The following is a 22,357-nucleotide window of genomic DNA, read 5'->3' on the forward strand; positions in this document are numbered from 1 at the left end:
AATTTTTATTAAATATTATAGGTTCAATACGGGATTAAATTTAATAAATCTGTTTTATATTAAGTTATAGGGTTTTTAGGACTTAATAATATTTTATTTTTATTTAAGTGGAGATATTAAAATGGAAACTAGATCAAATATTGCAGAAAACTTAAAAGATGATGTAAAGGTTTCTGTTAAAAAAAATAATGGAGTAATGGAAAGATTCAGTTATGAAAAACTATTAAAATCTTTAGTAATGGTAGAAGCTCCATTCTTTGAATCAGATAAGATTATTGCAAATGTTGTCTCATCATTATATGATGGAATAACTACAAAAGAAATTAAGAAAATTGTTTATGAATCATTATCTGAAATTGATGAGGAATCAGCAAACAAATACTTGGCTAACACTACCCTAAAAGTAAGAACTACAAGGGATAAAATCGAATCATTTGATTTATCTAAGATTGCCAATACCCTAGTTGAGGAAACCGGTGCTTCACAGGAAACTGCATTTGAAATTGCTTCTGATGTATGGAAGGAACTTAAAAAATTAAATGTGGAATACTTAACCGCACCTATGATTAGGGAAATTGTTAACACTAAACTTGTGGAATATGGTCTTGAAGACTTAAGGAAAAATTATACTCGTTTAGGAATCCCTGTATATAATATTACCTCATTAATTGAAAACGGAAACAAAAGTAATGCAAACATGATGCACAACCCTGAAACCATTCATAAGTTTGTTGCAGATGAGGCATTAAAACAATATGCATTATTACATATGTTACCATCACATCTAGCTGATGCTCATATGTCTGGGGACATCCATATACATGATTTAGAATACTTTGCAGCAAGACCATTAAACTGTCTACAACATGATATTAGACAATTTATCAGATATGGTCTTAAAGTAGATGGAACCGGGGATCACACTTCTGTTGCAGGTGCTCCTGCTCATATGGAAACCTTAATGAATCATACAGGAGAAATCATGTTAGCAGCTCAACAGAACATGTCTGGAGGACAAGCTATGTCTTTCTGGAATGTATTCGTTGCTCCATTTGCAAGAGGCAGATCTTACGATGACATTAAACAATGTGTACAAATGTTAATCTACAACTTAAACATGGCTTATGCTGCTAGAGGTTCACAGGTACCATTTACAAGTATGCAATTAGAATTTGGAGTTCCTAAATTCTTAGAAGATGTAACTGCATATGGTCCTAGAGGTGAGGTTGTAGGAACCTATGGTGACTTTGAAGAGGAAACTAGATTAATCCAAAGGGCTTTCACAGAAACTTTATATGGTGGAGACAAAGACGGAAAACCACATCTTTTCCCAAATACAATCTACACATTACGTAAAGAAACATTAAAAGGAGATTATGACGAGGATTTATACAATGTTCATAAACTCTCAGCTAAATACGGTTCCCCTTACTTTGTGAATATGTTACCTAAATACAGAGGAAACATGGCAAATTATATGGGATGTAGAACCTGTCTTCAGGATACTTGGACTGGTGATTGGGATAAGGATTGTTTAAGAACCGGTAACCTTGCATATGTTACAATGAACCTACCAAGAATCGGATATCAATCTAAAGATGAATCACAAGTATTCGAATACTTAGATAATTATATGGATCTTGCAGTTGAAACCTTACTTATCAGAAGGGAACAAGGTCTTCACTGTTTAAATGATTATGATATTCTCCCATTCTTAACTCAGAAATTTGCAAAAGAAAACTATTACAGAGTTGAAAACTCAACATTGTCCTTTGGTTTCGTAGGATTAAATGAAATGTTAATGGCTCTATTTGGTGAAGGAATTGATAATCCTGATGCAAATAAATTCGGTGTAAAATGTATTAAATACATTTATGATAGAGCTCATGAATTACAAAAAGAAACAGGATTAAGATGGTCTGTAATTCAAACCCCTGCAGAGACTACTGCTTACAGATTTGCAACTCTTGATAAAGAACAATTTGGAGATAAAGCAATATTACAAGGGGATAATGGAGCTAACTATTACACTAACTCCTCACATGTACCTGTAAATTCCAATATCTCTCTCATTGATAAGATAAAAATCGAGGAACAATACCATCCACTTACTCCTGGTGGACATATCTTCCATGCATTTATGGGTGAATCTTACTCAGATCCTGAATCATTAATGAGTTTAACCAATAAGATTGCAAGAAAATCAGATATTGGTTTCTGGGCTTACAGTTCTGCTTTAAGTTTCTGTTTAAAATGTAAAACTTTAATGAAAGGATTAAGCAATAAATGTCCTACCTGTGGTGAAACTGAAGAGGTTGAATGGTATGATAGGATTACCGGATATGTTCAACAAGTAGGTCATGCAAAATCTGCTAATGGTGGATGGAATGCAGGTAAACGTCAAGAACTTATTGACAGACGTAGATTCCAAAAAAACTAAATCTTTAATCTCCACTTTTTATCCTTTTTAATAGATTTTGTTTTTTATCCATTTTTTACTTTTTTTTTATTTGGATTACACTTTTTCTATATTTCTTAAATTAAATTGGAATATTCATGTTTAATTCCTTTAAATATGGTAATTATTTTTATTTTATGATTTTTTTATTTTGTTTAATATTTTTTTAAAAAAAATTCTATTTTATGAATTTTTATTCTATTTTTCTAATCTTTTTATATTATTTAAAATATATTTCTATATAAATAAGTTTAAATATAGCTAAACTATAAATTATTTTAATTATCATTCAATTTTCATAAATTTTATTACAATTTTTACAATGTGATGTTATGGTTGACGAGGAAAAATATAATCAAGAAGTAAATAAAGTCAAGAATCAAGCTAATGAATTAAATCATTTAACTAATGAAGTTATTCCAGTTCTTAAAAAGGAAAACAAAGAGTTAAAAAAACTTAAAAATGAGTTAACTGAGGCATTGGATAATAGTACTAAGAAATATTATGATCAATTAGATATTAATGCAGAGTTAAGTGAAACATTTACTAAAAACGGTGCCGAATTGGCTTTAATTAAGGTTAAATATCAGAATCTTGAAAAGGAAAATAAAAAATTAAATGATAAATTAGCTGATTATCTTAAAAAGGAATCTGAAGAAGAAAAAGAGGATAAAGCTAAAGTTGATCTTGAAAGATTAAAAGAGGAAAACAAGAAAATATCCAAAGAATTAAAATCAGCTGAAAATAAATTAAATGAGCTTTCTGAAAAGGAATTGCCTTCCCTTAAAGATGAAAATCAGTCTCTTAAAAATAAGCTATCAGAAATTGAAACATATAAAGAGGATTTAAGAAAAGAATACTCTGAGAAAATTGTAAGACTTCAGGTTAAGGTGGACGATTTAACTGAGAAGATGGATAAGAAACAAAGGGAAAATGATAAACTTCATACCGAGTTAAACAATAAGGATAAAGATATTAAAAACCTTAAGAAACTTAATAAAGATTTATCTGAAAGTTTACAAGATGAAAGGGATAAGGGATTTTTCTCAAGACTTATTTAATTATTTGTTAGTTGTGAATTTTATGGATAAGGATTCTCGTTTCATGTTTGAAGCTATTAAGGAGGCTGAAAAATCCCTTGATGAAGGTGGAATACCTATCGGTGCAGTCTTGGTTTCAAATGATAAGATTATATCTAAAGGCCATAATCGTATGGTTCAGGAAGATTCACCAATATTACATGCTGAAATGGATGCAATTAATAATGCTGGTAGATTAAGCTCTAAAGAATATGAATCATTAACATTGTATACTACCCTTTCTCCATGTCCTATGTGTTCTGGTGCAGTAGTTTTATATAATATTCCTCGTGTTGTTATAGGTGATAATATTACTTTAATGGGTGCTGAATCTTTTTTATTAGATAATAATGTTGATGTTAAGGTATTAAATTTAAAAGAAGCTTCAGATGTATTTAACAAACTGTTGGATAAAGATCCGAATCTTTGGAAGAGGGAGCTTGACAGGGTTGAAAACTCAACTGATGTAAAAAGATAATTAAATTGTTTTTATTGTGAGTGTATCAATGTTTTCAACATTATTTTTTTTTAAATGATATATGTAATTATTATATATTGTTTTAGAATAAATGTTTAATATTATATTTTTTATAACTTTAATAAATTATGTTATCAATAAATGATTATTGGGGTTATTAATTTTGCAATGATTTTAAAAGGTTATTTCTCTTATTTTATTAAAAGTATCATGAATTTTATAATTGTGGTGAAATTCATAGAGATTTAATGAAAAGGGGGATCTGTATTTCCAAAATTAAGCTTGAGACAAAATATTAAATGGGTATATAACTAATGAAATTGATGACGGAAGATAAAATTATGAATTGGAAATTTATTATCAAAATCACAAATAATAAAGAAAATTTCCAAAATCTGTAATAAGTTATATGAAAAACTATTTACTGAAAGTGATTCATTTTCTATTAAATTTTCTTTATATAATTCTTTTATTAATATAAATATAATATTGTATAAATATAATATTGTATAAAATATTGATATGTATTGTGGGGGTAAAACTTAATGGTTAAACTTTCAATTATAATTCCTGTTTTTAATACTGGGAATTTCTTAAATAATTGTTTAAATTCTATATTAAAACAATCATTTGAAGATTTTGAAGTTATTTGTGTAGATGATGGGTCAACAGACAATTCATTAAATATTCTAAAATCTTATGAAAATAAAGATTATAGAATAAAAATTTTTACTCAAAATAATAAAGGGGCAGGTGCTGCTCGTAATTTAGGCTTAAAACATGTTAATGGGGAATATATTTTATTTGCTGACTCTGATGATTGGTTTGAAGATAATGCTTTTCAATTACTTTATAATCAGGCGAAAAATCTTGACACAGATTTAATCTTATTTGATTCATTAGAACATAAGACTGATAATATATCACGAGAAAGGGCTTATTTTAATTCAAATGATTTTGATTTTACAAATTATATATTTGATTATCATTTTAGGAACAATATATTAGTAATGAATAGTTTTTTTGTTCCATGGTCTAAATTATATAAGGCGAAATTTTTATTAGATAATAATATTAGGTTTTCGGAAATACCAATTTTTAATGATATGTATTTTAATGTAGTTACTACTGTTTTAGCTTCAAAAATTGCATATTATCCTAAAATTTTGTATCATTATAATAAATTAAATTCCTCCTCAATTCAATCAAAGATTAAATTTGATAAAAAACCTTTCGTTATCTTGTATGTTTATGAAACTATTGAAAATTTTTTAAAGAATCATAATCTTTATGAAGAATTGGAAGCTAATTTTTTAAAATCTAAGTTTAAACAGTACAATAATGTTTTAAATCGAGTAAATGATGATTATAAGGAAGAATTATTTATTAAGTTTAGAGATGATTTTAAAAATTTAGAATTAGTGGATAGTAATATATTATATAATCTTTCTTTAAAAGAATATAGTTTTTATATACATGTATTAAATTCTAATTCTTTTAGGGAGTTTAATGAATTTAATTCTATTTTTAATGAATCAACACTTTCAAATAATTTAATTTTAAGTTTTGATAAAGTTGATGAAAATTATATTGATTTTTTTAATACAAGTTTAAATAGAATTAAAGAACTTAATCTATTTGATGAAAACTATTATATTAAAAATTATAATTTCACTGGTAGCATAAATCCATTAATTGATTATTTATGTAATGGTGCTTTTAAGAATTATAATCCTTCTGAAAGATTTGATACTGAGTATTATTCTGATTTCTATCATTTAAAAGATAATAATTCATTAATCTATTTTGTAAATAAAGGATATTTTGAAGGTAAAAATAAGATTAGTTCATCAACTCCTAATTTTAATTCTATTAATAAAATAAAAATAGATAATGAGATTTTAAATTTTAATGAGATGGGGATTTCGGATGAAAACTATGGTGAAGAAATAATTATTTCATTAACTTCTATTCCAGATAGGATGGAAGATCTTCATTATTGTTTATATTCATTATTTAATCAATCTTTTAAACCTAATAAGATTATTTTATGGTTATCTGAAGAAGAGTTTCCTAATAAAGAAGAAGATATTCCGGAGGCGGTTTTAAATTTTAAAAATAATGGTTTAACTATTAAATGGTGTAAAAATTATTATTCTTATAAAAAATTAATTCCTACTTTAAAAAAGTATCCTAATGCATGTATTGTTACTGTAGATGATGATTTATATTATGATAAAGATTGTTTAAAAAATTTATATGAAGATCATATTAAATATCCTGATTATATTATTGCTTCCAGATGTAGAATTATGGAGTTTAATGAGGATAATAAATTAAAGAGATATGTTGATTGGAAACTTGCTAATAAAGGTGAGGACATTTCATTTTTAAATTTTCCAACAAATGGTGCTGGAACTTTATTCCCACCAGATTCATTAAATGAGAAAGTAATTGATGTAAATTTATTTAGAAAATTATGTCCTCATACTGATGATATATGGTTTTGGTCTATGGCTGTCTTAAATAAAACAAAGATAAAGAGATGTAAAAAATTAGTTCAAGAGCTTTTTTATATTAATTCATATAAACAAATATTTTCTGAAAACAAATTATGGGCTAAAAATAGTAAAGGACGTAATGATTTAGAATTAAATAATGTTTTAAATGAATTTCCAGAGATTTTAAAAATTATTAAGGATTAAAATATGCATAGTGGGGAATTATAATGTTAAATTCTGAGGGTCAAGAAAAATCAGATAATAAGGATATATTAAAGGAGAATAAAAAATACATTTTAGCTTTAGAGGCAACATTATACAAAAAATCTCAAGAATATGATAACTTAAACACTAATTATAATAATTTAAAGAAGGATTATAATAATTTAAAAAATGATTATAACGATTTACTTAATAAGTTTAACTCAATTTTAAATTCTACAAGTTGGAGAATTACTAAACCTTTTAGATGTATAATGAATTTTGTTAGAAAAGGTTTATAAGAAATGATTTTTATGGTAAATGCCTATGTCTTAATGAAAATTTTTTATAATTGTTTTTAATTATTTAAATGACCGGAATCATAATTTTATGGATATGTCATATATAACGATAGAATTTTCACTAAAACTGAATTTACTAATGATGTTAATTTAAATGGTGGTAGAGTATATTTGTATGTATATAAAATTAAAATATTATAATTTCATAGGTTTTTTGGTTCTTAAGTCTATATTATATGTAATTTATTTAAAATAACAATTGTATTAAATAGGATTAAGTGGGTTTTTAATTACAAGATTAATACTGGTTTTATTAACAATTTAAATCAAATTGACTTTTTTCTATAAATATTATTTACATATCCATATTAAAGATTTTGAGATTGCATTTTTTATTTTTAATGTTTAAAAACAATTTTCAAAACTTATTTTTTCACTGTATTGTATTGGAATATTGTAAGACATGCTTCTATAACAAATTTTTATCCGTTATCAATCAATTTAAATAATGAATTAAAAAATTTAAAAGAAAATCAAAAGGATTGATATTTGAGAATAGTTCACTTAAGGATAATTTAATTGATTTAACGAAAAAAATTTAATTCTTAAAACAATGTCTACTAATTTTAAAAATTTATTTAAGTTTTAATTTTAAAAAAAGAAAATTAAGATTAAGATTATGCTTCTTTTCTTAATCTCTTAACAACAAAGTCCTTATCTAAGGATAGTAAAAATGAAGCTGCTCTAGGACCTTGTTTTTTACCAAGTATCATTTTATAAATTGCTTGGAATGCTTTTTGTGGTTTAAGACCATGTGCCTCTAGTATTTTATACATCTCGTCATGTAAATCCTCTGATTTTGTAAAGTCATTAGCCTCCATTAAATTAGCAAGATCTCTTAGGAATGCATCTTGTTCTTCCTGAAGTGGTAGATTTGGTATTGATTTGTATTGCACATTAAATTTAACAAATCCCGGTGCATAATTGTCTAACCAATATTTTACATTGTTTACCCTTTCCTCATATTGTGCAAGTTCCCTTTCAGTTAAATCCTCAAATTCTTTATCTTCAAAACTTTTTGTAAGCTGTGAATTTCTTTTAAGGATTCCGAAGATTTTCTCTAAATCACATCCACCTGCAATTTGGATTGCATTTACAAGGAATCTGTAAGGTGGTCTAAATGGTAATGGACTTCCCTCATGAATTTGAGCAACCCTATAGATCTCTTTAAATTTATGTTCCTCTTTCTTGGATGGTGCCTCTTCCTCATCGTAGAACACCTTTTCAACGGTATCGAATTGGTCCATCAAATCTAAAAATTTCATTTTTGGTGAGAAATCTTTAGGTTTCATTGGTTTGCTTCTAAATAGATAATAGTTTAAACTTTCAGCAGGTCCAATCTTTAACCATTCGTCTGGTGCAAAGAATACTCCATGGGATTTACTCATAGCCTCACCATCAAGGGTAATCCATTCATATGGAATTGGATAAGGTGCATCATAACCGAAGATTTCTTTTGAGATAACCTTACTTACATCATAGGATCCACCACTTGCTGCATGATCCTTTCCAAATGGTTCACAGGTGGTATTGAAGATTTTCCATCTTGCAGCCCATTCAACTCTCCATGTAAGTTTTCCGTCACCTTTGGTAATATCACTTACACCCTCGTGACCACATTCACATCTATAATATACTTTATCTCCGTCATATCCATATGCGGTTGTAGTATTTACCCTGCCACATTCCTCACAGATAGGATTATATGGTAACCAGTCTTCAGCTAAAGGTACCCTTCTATATTGGTCGAAGATTTCCCTAATTTCATTGTGTTTCTCAAGGGCTTTCCTTATATAGTCATTGTAGACCCCTGATTTATACATCTCATATCCTGATTTTATTGTAACATCTATTCCATAATCATCTAAGACATTGAATAATGGTTTTTCGAAATGCTCTACAAAGTTTTTACAACATCCATCAGGACATGGGATAGTTGAGTAAGGCATACCTAGGTATTTACTATAGGACTCTGGAAGTGGATATGGTACTTTTCTAAGTGGGTCATGATCATCTGCAATCCATATTACCTCCACATCCTGGTCCAATTTTCTTAATGCTTTACCTACGGCATTTGCAATAAATATATCACATGAATTTCCAATATGTATGGTACCAGATATAGATGTACCACTTGCAATAGTGTGTTTTTCTACATCCATTTTACTTAAATCATCAGCTATTCTTTCTATCCAATGTTCCATTTCATCACCATTGTAATTATAATTCGTATCTTTCATTAAATAAATTCTTGACTTTATTGTAAAATTTATATATGATTTTTAAAAAAAAATTATCAAAACATTTTATATAATTTTAATTAAGCTATAGATAATTAATATAGAAGTTTTAAAAATAATTCTTAATTAAAAACGGATAAATAAAATTTTTTTTATAAAAAAAGTTTTATAATAATATTATTATTTAAATTATTATATATATTATTTTTGAAAAATAGGAAATTAAAATAATCTTTTTCATCTACATTTAAATAATATGAAAACAATATATTATAATGATTGATTAGTATTATTTGATAATTCAATTTATTTTAATTTTATAAGTTATGGTGATAAAATGCCTAAAAAGGAAAAAAAATACGACATGCCACAGACTGGTGCAGGATTAGTTAGATATTTCGATGAGGAAAGTGTTGGACCTAAACTTTCTCCTGAACAAGTTGTTATAATGACTATTATCTTAGCAATATTCTGTTTTGTTTTAAGATTCTCTGCTTAGATTCTAGATTATTCTTAAGTAAGAATTTTTATAGTTTTTTTTAAATCCATTAATTAGGGTTTAATTTTTAAAACCATGGTTATTATTCTTAAATCATGTTTAAAATTGTCATGATATTGGGAACAATAATTTAAAACTTATTTATTTAATTATATCTTATGCTCCGTTAGTGTAGTCCGGCCAATCATTGCGGTCTCTCGAACCGCGGACTCGGGTTCGAATCCCGAACGGAGCACTATTAAAATTCTATTTCTGATTTTATTTAATCCGATTTCTATTTTTGAGTCTTATTTTATCTGTTTAATATTTAAAACTGTTTATTTAAGAAAAATGAATGCTTATTTTTGGTTCAATGTTTTAAAAATAGTTAAAAATTTATTTAATAAAATAAAACATTATTTTCTTAATGTTTTCAATAATTGAATTCTAAATAAAATATTTATTTTATTTTAATATCTTAAAAGTAGTTTAATATTTATTTAATAAGACGGAATCTTATTTTTTTCTAATGTTTTTAAAAAATAGTGGTTAATATTAATTATATAAAGTAACTGTTTATATATTGATTGTTAAAAAAAGGTATTTTAGAAGATTAATATTAAATCCTCTTATTCTATTTTATCTTTTAGTTTTGTAAATCCGTTAATAATTCCATCAATAGATCTTAAAACTATTTTCCATTTTATAAATGATAACACTTTTCTTGGTTTTGACTTTTCAAATAAGAACCTTGTAAACTTAAGGTTACTTACTTTTAACCCATTCCAATCATAGTATTCCCCTACGGTTTGAATACCTTCGGTTGTATGTATCGCCATTTTGTTTATTCCATCATCAAACCATTTCACGATTTCCTTTGTTAGCGGAATGTCTATGTGGTTTATGACATCCTTCCAGAATATATATGCGTCACTATATGGTGAATTGTTTTCGGGTTCAAATGATTTTAACTCGCCATTATGGTAGAATAGCTGTTTGGATTCTCCACTTAATCTGTTTTCCTCACCAATAGGGAATGGATGGCACATTTCAGCATTATTTGGTCCAGAAGTTCCATATCTAAAGTGAATGATAGCCTCAATTGGGTATAGTTCTTTAATGATTTCTTCAATTTCATCCCAGTCAGTTAAACCTTTTCTCCAAACAAGCATATCTTCCTTTGGATCATAGTAACTAATGCCTACTCCATGAGGATTCTGTTTATACATTGCCTCAATATCCTCTCTAGAAACGCCAGTATTTGGTGGTTTGATAACAATTACACACATTTTATAAAACTTCCTTAAATTACTTAGAATATACTTTTATAGTTTATAGTTAATTACTTTATCTTAATATATTAATATTTTTTAAATTACTGGTTCTTTGTATGAACCTTTAAAATAGCTAATTATATTTATTTTAAAAAATAGACATATAGTTATATATTATTTTGTAAATCTTTTTTTACAAAAATATGTGTTTAAAAGCTTAAAATTAGATTTGATTTTTTAATTTAATAAGATATCTAATTTTTTTAAGTATTTTTTAAATTTAATTGTTTAATGCATTTTAAATTTTAAATATTTAAAATTATTTTAATTAATTTATTGAGTGAAGTGTTATAATGGCTATACATCCAATTGAATTTAGATATGGAACTCCTGAAATGAAAAGAATTTGGGATTATGAGAATAAATTACAAAGAATGTTAGATGTAGAATCTGCATTGGCTCAAGCTGAGGCTAGTATTGGAATTATTTCTAAGGAAACTGCAGATGAAATCTCATCTAAAGCTAGTACTAAATATGTTAAACTTGAAAGGGTAAATGAAATTGAAGCTGCCAAGAAACATGATATTGCATCTATGGTTCAAGGACTTGCAGAACAATGTGAGGGAGATGCAGGAGAATATGTACATTTCGGAGCAACCTCAAATGATATTGTAGATACCTCAAACTCTTTAATGATTAGGGATTCAATTGATGTCCTTGAAGATAAAATAATTAAGTTAACTAATATCTTACTTGACTTGGCAAAGGAAAACAGGAATAAGGTTTGTATTGGACGTACTCATGGTCAACATGCAATTCCAACTACATATGGTATGAAATTTGCTAATTGGGCTGCAGAACTTAAAAGACAATATGATAGATTAGAACATGCAAGGGGTAATGTATGTGTAAGTATGTTGGATGGTGCAGTTGGAACCACTGCAGCATTAGGTCCTCAAGGTTGGGAAATCCATAAGAAAGTTGCTGAAGAATTGAATTTACCTCCTGCTACAATTACAAATCAGGTTGTACAAAGGGATAATCATGCTGAATTTATTATGGCAATTGCTAATTTGGCATCTACCTTAACAAAGATTGCACTTGAAATTAGAAACCTTCAAAGAACTGAAATCATGGAGGTTGGAGAATATTTCGATCCTAAAAAACAGGTAGGTAGTAGTACAATGCCTCATAAAATGAACCCTATTACCGCTGAAAGAATCTGCGGAATCTCAAGAATTGTAAAATCCTATGTTGCACCTGCTTTGGAAAACAATCCATTATGGCATGAAAGGGATTTAACCAATTCCTCATGTGAAAGAATCATGTTTCCTGAAGCATGTATCCTAAGTGACTATACTTTGGAACTTACAATTAAACTTATGAGTAACCTTGTCTTCTATGACGATAATATTGAGAAAAACCTCAATTTAACTCATGGTCTAGTCATGGCTGAAAGATTAATGGCTGAACTTACAAGGGCAGGAATGGGTAAACAAACTGCATATGCACTTGTGAGGGAGAATGCTATTAAGGCTAATCAAGAACATCTTTTACTTGGGGATTTAATCTTAGAAGACGAAGAGGCAAGTAAATATTTATCTAAGGAGGAAGTTCAAAAGATTATGGATCCTCATACCTATACAGGTTCTGCAGGAATCATTGTGGATGAGATCTTAGAGTCCTCTAAAGACTGGTTCTAAATCCCCTTATCTTGCAGTGAATTCGGATTTCAAAATATTTTATAATGTTGCTCTTATTTTTATAAAATTCAAGAAAACGAGTAATATCTTTAAAATGTTTTAAATCTTTTTAGATTATTTATCAAAAGATTAATATGTATGAAAAATATTAATTATAATATTTATTTAAATATCCTTATTTTAATGAAATCTTTAATTTATTAAATGGATTCATCTAAGATTTTCAGCATATTTAAATAAATTCAATAAAATTTTCTTTATAATTAAAAGGTGAAAAAATGGTAAACACAAAAGAACTTAGTTCTATTGAATTGTCTTCCTTAACAACTATTGGGATGGGAATTTATGTTTTAATCAGTGTTATCCTTGCAATCATTGCTTTTATAGCTCTTATGGTTATAGGTGGCTCATCAGCTATTACTACTGGTTTAATGCTTATTCCAATGATTATCTTTGGGGCAATTTTATATAGTATTATTCACTTCTTCGGAAGAGGTTATCTTTATAATGTTCTTGTAACTAGGTTAAATGCTATTGATTTTGATATTGAGGAAGGTGAGATAACTAGGATAAACCCTATATCTACCTCACTTGTTATTGGGGTTATTAGTTTAATCTGTTTCATTATCGTTTATACATTGGCATACTTAGTTGTACCTGGATTTGCAAGTTCTGTTCTACAAACATTGATGGCATCTGGACAGATGAATTTAGCATTAATCGTATATAACTTTTTAGTGTTAATGTTAAGTCCACAATTCTTTATTGCTTGTATACTATTATCCTTTGTCTTAACTTTCATATTCGTATGTTTACAAATCTATGTTTATAATTATATTTCTCCAAAAGTTGGTGGAATTATAGTGGATTTTAAAGATGAGGGTAAGTATACATCACTTAAATATGTTGATCCTAAAAGTGCTGCAATTATAGTTTCAATCTGTTCTTTAGTTGTAGAGGTAATTGTCTCTATTGCGATGTTAGCAATAAATCATACTGCAGTATTATATGCATTATATAATATTATTTCCGGATTTGTTATAACATTTGTATTGGTTTTCCTAATAGCTTATTTCTACAATTACTTAGCTCCAAAAATGGGTCAACTTAAACTTGAATTAGAATAAATATAACTTTATTCTATTTTTTTATTTTTTTTATATCTGTTTCTTAGCTATTTTTAAATCATATATTCTATTTTTATAAAATTTTAATAGTATTCTATTTTAAGTTTTGTTTATCTATACATACATCTTATAGTCAATCTCTTATTAAATTTTAACCTGTATTGATTAGATTGAAATTAGCTATTTTTTATTTAATAAAGTTTGAAAGATAGTATTTTTTATAGATTGTGCTTTTGTTATAGTCAATTGAAATCTTCTAGCTATTTTTAAAATTTTTAAGATAATCTTTCGAATTGATAATTAAAATATTGTTAAACTATTGTATTATTAAACTATTAGATAACTGGTTAATAATTAAAATATAAGTTAAAAATTAGATAATTGGAAGTTTATAATAAAAATAAGTTATTAATAATTTAATTTAAATTAAATTGATTGGCAAAATAAGTTATAATGGATTAAATAGTTTAAAATCTATCCATTTCATTAAGGGGCATTGATGTTTCCATCGCTTTTATATCGATATCTATGCCTTTTTCTCTAATGGCCGCTATGGTATTTAATCCACTACCTGCAACAACACCAAATTTGTAGTTGTTTACCTGTGCATTATAGACCATTTCTCTAGGTTTACCTATTTTTAAAACTGATAAGTCTTTTTTAGATAGTTCCTTTAATATCTCATTACTTTGGTATTGTGCAATGTTCGGAATTTCTTTAATTGATGCAAGAAGTCTTCTAGCACCTGTCTCATCTTTATTGATAGCAGTTAAATCTTTAAGTATGAATATCTTATGGGGATCTATTGAAGAACCATTATATGATATTAGTTCAATAAATGATGATTTATCGTTAACCTCCAGTAATCCACCATATTTAGGCTTACACATAATGCCGTTTTTAATTAATATTCCATCGATAGATAAACTGCATACAGTTGCAATTCCTACTCTATCATGGTTTTTGTTATCTTCAACAATTTTATAATATGGTGTAATATATTCCGGACAATCTTTGTAAGTATTTTTAATGACCTTTAGGGAATCATCTAGATCTTCTTTATTTACATAGGATATGTCTGCAATAATATTTCCCTCGCCGGTTTCCATATCATAATCCACTTCCTCAATAAGATTCCATGATTTTGATAGGAAGAACGGTATTTTGTTATATTGTTTATGGGGGTTTACACTTCTTAATATTGAATTGGCTTTTTTATTAACAGGTTTTAAATTAGCATAATCCTCTAATTCCTCACCTAACTTGATGTTTACATCGTAATCCAATTCCTTCGCAACACAGAATGGCGTTATTCCTCCTGCTATGGCTATTCCTATAAAGTCTTCAGGAACTGGTACACCAAGAATATTTTCTCCTTTCTTACCTATTGCAATAATTCCATTAATATTTGCCTGATTAAGTTTTTCAATAAGTTTTTTTGCTCTATTTCCTACTTTACCTGGAATTATTCTAAAGTTTGCAGGTATTGTTCCATTACCATTATCGATAACATTTAATACAGATGTCATGTTCTTTGCTATAAAGGCATCAAGGGGGGTAATGGATGTTTTTTTATAGGAAATTAATTCCTTAAATCTTCGAGGTTCGTAATTTTTAACCTCAATGATTCCACCATATTGTGGCTGTGTAGCTATTCCGTTTTTAAGAAATACTCCATCTATTGTTGTTCCACAAATACTCTCAACGGTATATCCTTCCACACCGCCGATCTTTTCTTTGTTAATCTGGATTCTAGGACTGACTGCAATTCCAGTTTCAAATGCTTTTTTAATAATATCAAGTGCTTCCTTATCTAGAACATTTGATTTATTAACAATAACATTTCCAGTTTTTGTATATGGATTAAAAGTAGTTTGATAAATATAATTCTCGAATTTTGAATAGGTAAAATCTATTTCATCATAGACGAGTCCTTTTTCAATACGTGACCTGCCTAGGTCTGTAATTTCTCTACCAGAATAACCAATTTTCTTCGTATAACCCTTTTCATCAAGAATTTTCATGTGGTAACGTACGGCACGTTCACCTAAATTAAATCCTCTGTTATTCAATTCATTAGCGATGACTTTTGAACCTGTTGGTTTTTCTTGTTGGTCTAGGATTCTTAGGATTTCTATCATCCTATTTTCTGATTCAGACATATGACTCCCTTATCTAAAATGTTATTTTATATTCTCATCAAGTTTACTTCCTTATAATTAGAAATTAGATTAAAAAAAGCCCAAAAATAAAATAAAAAAATTATAGGTACTGGTTTAAAAAAATTAAAAAATATGAATTTTAAGAAACTTATACGTCTAAGTATCTGTTATGTTCATATCCAAAGACTTGTACTCTGTAATCATCCCATTCAGAGTATTTGCTTTCAAGGAATTTTTGGGATATGTGATCACCTAAGGAATTCATAATAATAGGGTCTTCTTCAAGTGAATGGTAAGCTTCCCATAAACTTGCAGGTAATACTTTAATACCACTTTCTTCACGTTCCTCTGGAGTTAGTTTGTAGATATTAACTTCAGTAGGGTCACCTGGGTCAATCTTATTGTTAATACCGTCCATACCTGCTGCTAACATTGCAGAGAATGCTAAGTATGGGTTACATGCTGGATCAGGTGCTCTGTATTCAATACGTGTAGCTTTTCCACGTGCTGCAGGAACTCTAACAAGTGCGGACCTGTTTTTAAGACCATATGCTCTGTATACAGGTGCTTCATAACCTGGTACTAAACGTTTGTAAGAGTTTACAATTGGGTTGGTTACAGCGGTAAGTGCTGGTGCGTGTTCTAATAAACCACCAATGAAGTAAAGTGCTTCTTGTGATAAACCTGTTTCAGTGTTATCATCGGAGAATAAGTTTTCGCCGTCTTTGAATAAACTTTGGTGACAGTGCATTCCACTACCGTTTTCACCGAAGAATGGTTTAGGCATAAATGTTACTCTGTAATCCATTTCATCAAATGCTGCCATATTAGCGACAATAGCTTTAATTGCGGTTTTGAAAGTGACTACTGCATCTGCAGTTTTAAGTGCATCATCAAATTTAAATGCAATTTCGTTTTGACCTGGACCTACTTCGTGGTGACTTGCTTCTACTTCAAATCCTAATTTTTGTAAGTTAAAGGTAATTTCTCTTCTGAAATCAGGACCTTTGTCTGTAGGTTCCATATCGAAGTAAGTTGCATTATCATAAGGTAATGGATTACCGTTTTCGTCCATATTAACAATAAAGAATTCTGGTTCTGGTCCAATATTATATTTTAATCCTTTTTTACCAATTTCTCCTAATTGTTTTTTAAGTTGGCTTCTTGGATCTCCAGCAAATGGTTTTCCATCGGTGTTGTAAATATCACAAATAAATCTGCATACTGCTGAATCATCTGGTCTCCATGGTAATCTGGAATAGGTACTTATATCTGGTTTTAAGATAAGATCACTTTCATTGATTTCAACGAATCCGTCAATAGATGATCCATCAAATAATGTACCGTTTGTAAATAAGTCTTCCATATCTGTATTTGGAGGTAATGAAACGTTTTGTGGTTTACCATTGATATCTACAAATTGTAATCTAACGAAAACAATTTCATCTTTCTCCATTTGTTCCATTATTGTGTCTACTTCTTTTGTCATTTTTATTCATCCTTTTAATGATAAAATAATAAAAATAAACTGTATTCATTAAAAATTTTAAAATAAATCATACTCAATTTATATGAAATATTGGTGGTTTATTTTTAAAATTTTATAAACATTTTTTGATTATTATTATTCGCCGGAAAGTAACTTCCTACTTAGATAAGTTTAAATTTTTTAATATATAAACTTTCTTATTTTTCCAAAAATGAGTATGTTTATTTTTTTTAAAATATTTTCGGTGTTTGTCTTATTTTTTAAATATTATTTTAAATATTTTTACTTTATTTTTGATTTTTACTTATTTTTTGAATTTTTTTTATTTTTCTATAAATTTTCCGGAACATCCTTTTCCATAATAGGCAGGTTATTTTGGAAATGATTTATGGATTGTTGACTGGTATAATAATTTAATTGAATTTAAAAAAATGAGTCATTGTCGTAAAAAAAATAAATTTTAAAAAAAATAGGGATTAAATAATTTGATTTAATGTTAATGTTGATTTTATGTGTTTAATCTATTGATTTGTGATTATCTAAAGCTCTATTAATTCAAAAGAGCTTAAATCTAATAGATCAAAGGTTAATATTTCCGGAGCATATGTCACCTTTCCAATGCCTGCAATTATTTTAAATGCCTCAAATGCTTCTAAACTTCCTACTATATTTGGTGTAGGTCCAATTACTGGTGGAACGCCATGTGTCAGTTTATCCAATTCTTTAAGTACATCATCATCCAATTCTTTTCCTTCGGAAGGTAAGTTAAATAGCTCCTCATATGTCTTTGGACTATCTGGTTTAAATACACTTACCTGACCTAATGTTCCATGGATTGCACCATGTATAAATGTCTTACCACTTTTTTTAGCATATCTGCTAATGATTATCCGTGTTTTAAGATTGTCCAGTGCATCTATGATAATGTCAGCATCTTCCAATATGCCTTCCACGTTGTCTTCATTAATCTCACAAACAACTGGCTCTACCTCAATATATGGGTTGATCAACCTTATCTTTTCTTCTGCAACCTTTGCCTTATCCTGTCTTAAAACATCAAGGCTACTTAATAATTGTCTGTTTAAATTGGACATGTCAAAATAATCCTTATCTATAGCAATGATTTTTCCAACACCCATTCTAGCAAGCATTTGGATAACAGATCCTCCAATTCCACCACATCCAATTACTCCTATTGTTGCTTCTTTAAATCTTGTTTGTTGACTTCTTGATACAATGCTCATCTGTCTTGTAACAATGTCCCAGTATCCCATTCCTTTGTATCTTGTTGGCATCTTCTATCACATTTTCCATTATCTTTTATTGCTTTATAAATTTTATAATATTACAATTGTTATATTCTATCTATATTTATTTATATATTTAATATTTATATAATTTTACAAATCCTTTTTTAATCTTAAAAATATTCTAAGATATCTTTTATTTTATTTGGAGCTTTCATGAAATATTATCTAGAAGTGATGGAATGAATCTCCAAAGAATCTTTCAACCTTCTTCATTTCCTTTGCAATATTTATTCCCTGGGGACATAGGGTATTGCAATCTCCACAATGGGTACAGTTATGTGCAAGAGCGCTGTCCTCAAAATATGTAAAATACTGCATGGCAGATGCTTTAGGATTGTTTAGGATTTTTCCGATATTGTATTCCCTAAAACAATGGGGGATATTCACACCATTTGGACAAGGTAGGCAGTATCCACAGGAATTACAGTCATTACCTTTCTGGGTTTTATATAGGCTTGCAACATCCCTAATTAATTTCTTATCATTTTCAGAAATCATGTTGGGCTTAGAACGTGATGCAATTTCAATATTTGTTTTAAGATGTTCCAATGAGTTCATACCACTCAATACACAGTCAACATTCTCCATGTCCCAAAGATATTGGAATGCCCATTCAACAGGTGTTCTCTTCTCCTCGGCACTGTCCCATAATTTCATGATGTTTTCAGGAATGTTTTCAACTAGACGTCCTCCACGTAATGGTTCCATGATTTCGGTTCCAATATCCATCATTGATAAAAAGTCGAGTCCTTCAATACCTGTTTGATATGTCTCATCGAGATAATTCATTTGAGTTAAACCAATCTCCCACTTATCATAGTCGGTAGTTAAAATAAGTAGTGTTTCAAAGGTTCCATGTGTTGAAAAACCAACATGCTTCACTCTTCCGTCATTTAATGCATCATCTAAAAACTCGGTGACATTCGCATTCTTGTAGTTTTCCCAGTTTTCGTTATTTACAGAATGTAATAGGTAATTGTCAATATGATCCGTTTTCAATCTCTTAAGTTGTTCATCTAAAATATTGTCCAAGTCCTCTCTAGAATGGATAAGCCATGAAGGACATTTGGTTTGAAGATAAACCTTATCTCTGTAACCGTTTTCAAGGAATTCTCCAACAAATGGTTCACTTGTACCTGGACCACCATGAACCTCTTTTGAGTGAAAAGAGTATCCGGTATCAATAAGGTTTATTCCATTATCTATACCATAACTTAAAAGTTCACTTGCCTTTTCCTTGTCTATCTTACTATTAGAGTTATCTAAGGTTGGAAGTCTCATAGTTCCTAACCCTAGAATTGATACTTTTTCATTAGTTTTTCCCAATTTCCTATATTCCATTAAAGCACCTGAAATTTAAAAAATTCTTTTAAAAATAATATATATTAATTATTATTGCTTTTCTTTAAAAAAATCTTTCTAAATTATTATTAGTCTAATGAAATTTTTAAATTAAAATAGATATCTAAGTAAAATAGGTAATTTATAAAATCAATAAAAATCTGTAAAAATAGTTTAATGGTTTTTCCTGGGATAATTTATATGCCGGGGGCGGGATTCGAACCCGCGGCCTCACGGTATCCCAGGAATTCAGTCAGAGCATAGCTAAAAAACCCTATGAGCCGTGCGCTCTAACCAGCTGAGCCACCCCGGCATTATACTATGTATAATACTATTAAATTTAAGTTTTTAATAATATATATACTTTGTGGTATATGGTATATTTTTTTATAAAATTTTTCAATTTACTATTTTTTAAATTCATTTAATCAGGTAATTCTAATATGTTTCTATTTGGACAAATCTTTTTTAAAACACTTTGTTTTTTATCTAAAATTATTTAAATCTAAAATTTTTGGTTTTAATTGGAGTTTAACCGTTGTTTAGGGTTTATATGATAATCATTTCTTATTTGATTAATATGATTCTTACCATTATATTGTTTCTATACAATAATATTTAATATTATTAAAAGTTAAAAATAATATTGTATAGATTTTCATTTGAAAATTATTTTTTTATTAGTTATATTGAAATGGGATACTTTAATATAATCTGATCTTTAAATGATTTCTTTTTTAAAAACGATTATTTGTGATATATATGAGTAATGTAAAGGATATGTCTCTTGCAGATGATGGAATAATGAAAATTGAATGGGTTCAAAAACATATGCCTGTTCTTGAACATATTAAAAAGGTATTTGAAGAAGAAAAACCTTTTGAAGGAATTACTATCGGTTCATGTTTACATTTGGAACCTAAAACAGTTAATTTAGGTTTAACATTACAAGCAGGTGGAGCTGAAGTGGCTATGACTGGTTGTAATCCTCTATCTACTCATGATGATGCTGCAGCTGGTGCGGCGGCATTAGGTCTAAACATCTATGGTTGGAGAGGTCAAAGCGACGAGGAATATTATGAGGCTATTAATAATGTTCTAGATCATAAACCTGATATTATAATCGATGATGGTGCGGATATGATTATGTACCTACATAGTAATAGACAGGAACTTTTATCCCATATTAAAGGTGCTTGTGAAGAAACCACTACTGGTGTACATAGATTAAAAGCAATGGCTGATGATAATGCATTAAAATTCCCTGTTGTAGCGGTGAATGATGCTTATACCAAATATTTATTTGATAATAGATATGGTACAGGACAATCCTCATTAGATGCGATTATGGGTACAACTAACATGTTAATTGCAGGTAAGAATTTCACCGTCTGCGGATATGGATGGTGTGGCCGTGGTGTTGCAAGTAGAGCAAGAGGTCTAGGTGCAAATGTTATTGTAACTGAAGTAGATCCAATCAGAGCTTTAGAAGCTAGGATGGATGGTTACAGAGTAATGCCTATTAGGGAAGCTGTTAAGATCTCCGATATTATTATCACTGTCACCGGTAATATTAACATCATATCCGGTGATGACTTTAAATATATGAAGGACGGATGTATGCTTTGTAATTCCGGTCACTTTAATGTTGAAATTAATAGGGATGATCTAGAGGCTCAAGCAGAATCTGTAAAGACTGTAAGGGAAAGTATTGAAATGTTTACGATGAAGGATGGAAGAAAAATCTATCTTTTAGCTGATGGAAGACTTGTAAATCTTGCAGCTGCAAGAGGCCAAGGACACCCTGCAGAGATTATGGATATGAGCTTTGCAGTTCAGGCTTTATCTGCCAAATATATTTTAGATCATGACGGTAAGATGGATATTGGTGTTATGAAAGCACCGGATTCAATTGACGAGACTGTCGCAAGATTAAAACTAAAAGCTATGGGAATTGAAATAGATTCATTCACAGACCGTCAAATCGAATATTTATCTGACTGGCATGAAGGAACATAATCCTGTTTTTTAATCTTTTTATTATTTTTTTTTATTTTTCTTTATTCTATTGAATTTAATCTCTTAGAATTAGTATCTTAATTTGGAAAAGGTATTAAAGTTAGAGTGATATTCTAGAAAGTTCTGCTATTTTAT

15 protein-coding genes and 2 tRNA genes are annotated in these 22,357 nt (G+C 28.6%); 10 read left to right on the top strand and 7 right to left on the bottom strand.

Features of this window, described 5'->3' with window-relative positions; all coding sequences use genetic code 11:
* Window positions 1-121 precede the first annotated feature (121 nt).
* From nrdD to ABM4_RS00785, 5 genes are all read left to right on the top strand, one after another.
* Window positions 122-2,440: an anaerobic ribonucleoside-triphosphate reductase gene (gene nrdD, locus ABM4_RS00765; RefSeq protein ID WP_016357777.1), complete on the top strand. Its 2,319-nt coding sequence runs from the start codon at window positions 122-124 to the stop codon at window positions 2,438-2,440.
* A 350-nt stretch (window positions 2,441-2,790) separates the two neighbouring features.
* Window positions 2,791-3,519 carry a hypothetical protein gene (locus tag ABM4_RS00770; RefSeq protein WP_016357778.1) on the top strand — a complete coding sequence of 243 codons (729 nt, stop codon included), beginning with the start codon at window positions 2,791-2,793 and terminating at the stop codon, window positions 3,517-3,519.
* A gap of 22 nt (window positions 3,520-3,541) precedes the next feature.
* Window positions 3,542-4,015 (top strand): nucleoside deaminase, encoded by a 474-nt coding sequence (locus tag ABM4_RS00775; protein WP_016357779.1) that lies wholly within the window; start codon window positions 3,542-3,544, stop codon window positions 4,013-4,015.
* 545 nt (window positions 4,016-4,560) lie between these two features.
* Window positions 4,561-6,720, top strand: coding sequence for a glycosyltransferase family 2 protein (locus tag ABM4_RS08680; RefSeq protein WP_016357780.1), 2,160 nt, complete (start codon window positions 4,561-4,563; stop codon window positions 6,718-6,720).
* Between the two features lie 23 nt (window positions 6,721-6,743).
* A complete protein-coding gene (locus tag ABM4_RS00785) occupies window positions 6,744-7,019 on the top strand; it encodes a hypothetical protein (protein WP_016357781.1) in 276 nt (91 codons plus the stop codon).
* Window positions 7,020-7,696: 677 nt separating this feature from the next.
* On the opposite strand, the gene lysS is transcribed toward ABM4_RS00785, so the two are convergent.
* Window positions 7,697-9,283 carry a lysine--tRNA ligase gene (lysS, locus tag ABM4_RS00790; protein WP_016357782.1) on the bottom strand — a complete coding sequence of 529 codons (1,587 nt, stop codon included), beginning with the start codon at window positions 9,281-9,283 and terminating at the stop codon, window positions 7,697-7,699.
* 373 nt (window positions 9,284-9,656) lie between these two features.
* Between lysS and ABM4_RS00795 the strand changes: the two genes are divergently transcribed.
* Both ABM4_RS00795 and ABM4_RS00800 read left to right on the top strand, forming a co-directional pair.
* Complete coding sequence (locus ABM4_RS00795) at window positions 9,657-9,818, top strand: preprotein translocase subunit Sec61beta (protein ID WP_016357783.1); 162 nt, start codon at window positions 9,657-9,659, stop codon at window positions 9,816-9,818.
* A gap of 160 nt (window positions 9,819-9,978) precedes the next feature.
* Window positions 9,979-10,053 (top strand) — tRNA-Glu (locus ABM4_RS00800).
* A 373-nt stretch (window positions 10,054-10,426) separates the two neighbouring features.
* On the opposite strand, the gene ABM4_RS00805 is transcribed toward ABM4_RS00800, so the two are convergent.
* The gene (locus ABM4_RS00805) at window positions 10,427-11,086 is read right to left on the bottom strand and encodes a class II glutamine amidotransferase (RefSeq protein WP_016357784.1); all 660 of its coding nucleotides are present in this window, start codon (window positions 11,084-11,086) and stop codon (window positions 10,427-10,429) included.
* 338 nt (window positions 11,087-11,424) lie between these two features.
* On the opposite strand from ABM4_RS00805, the gene purB reads away from it, so the two are divergent.
* A complete protein-coding gene (purB, locus tag ABM4_RS00810) occupies window positions 11,425-12,774 on the top strand; it encodes an adenylosuccinate lyase (protein ID WP_016357785.1) in 1,350 nt (449 codons plus the stop codon).
* Between the two features lie 278 nt (window positions 12,775-13,052).
* Entirely contained in the window at window positions 13,053-13,901 is an 849-nt protein-coding gene (locus tag ABM4_RS00815) for a hypothetical protein (protein WP_016357786.1), read from the top strand.
* Between the two features lie 467 nt (window positions 13,902-14,368).
* Here the strand turns inward: ABM4_RS00815 and ABM4_RS00820 are convergent, their stop codons facing one another.
* The 5 genes from ABM4_RS00820 to ABM4_RS00840 all read right to left on the bottom strand — a co-directional run bounded on the left by ABM4_RS00820 (window position 14,369) and on the right by ABM4_RS00840 (window position 20,516).
* Complete coding sequence (locus ABM4_RS00820; protein WP_016357787.1) at window positions 14,369-16,063, bottom strand: DUF128 domain-containing protein; 1,695 nt, start codon at window positions 16,061-16,063, stop codon at window positions 14,369-14,371.
* Between the two features lie 148 nt (window positions 16,064-16,211).
* A complete protein-coding gene (gene glnA / locus ABM4_RS00825; RefSeq protein WP_016357788.1) occupies window positions 16,212-17,552 on the bottom strand; it encodes a type I glutamate--ammonia ligase in 1,341 nt (446 codons plus the stop codon).
* Window positions 17,553-18,091: 539 nt separating this feature from the next.
* Window positions 18,092-18,847 (bottom strand): HesA/MoeB/ThiF family protein, encoded by a 756-nt coding sequence (locus ABM4_RS00830; protein WP_016357789.1) that lies wholly within the window; start codon window positions 18,845-18,847, stop codon window positions 18,092-18,094.
* Window positions 18,848-19,027: 180 nt separating this feature from the next.
* Window positions 19,028-20,203: an aldo/keto reductase gene (locus tag ABM4_RS00835; RefSeq protein ID WP_016357790.1), complete on the bottom strand. Its 1,176-nt coding sequence runs from the start codon at window positions 20,201-20,203 to the stop codon at window positions 19,028-19,030.
* 202 nt (window positions 20,204-20,405) lie between these two features.
* A tRNA-Met gene (locus ABM4_RS00840) sits at window positions 20,406-20,516 on the bottom strand.
* A 449-nt stretch (window positions 20,517-20,965) separates the two neighbouring features.
* Here ABM4_RS00840 and ahcY point away from each other — a divergent pair.
* Complete coding sequence (gene ahcY / locus ABM4_RS00845; RefSeq protein ID WP_016357791.1) at window positions 20,966-22,222, top strand: adenosylhomocysteinase; 1,257 nt, start codon at window positions 20,966-20,968, stop codon at window positions 22,220-22,222.
* The last annotated feature ends 135 nt before the right edge of the window (window positions 22,223-22,357 follow it).

The sequence above is a fragment of the Methanobrevibacter sp. AbM4 genome (genome assembly GCF_000404165.1).
Lineage (GTDB): Archaea > Methanobacteriota > Methanobacteria > Methanobacteriales > Methanobacteriaceae > Methanarmilla > Methanarmilla boviskoreani.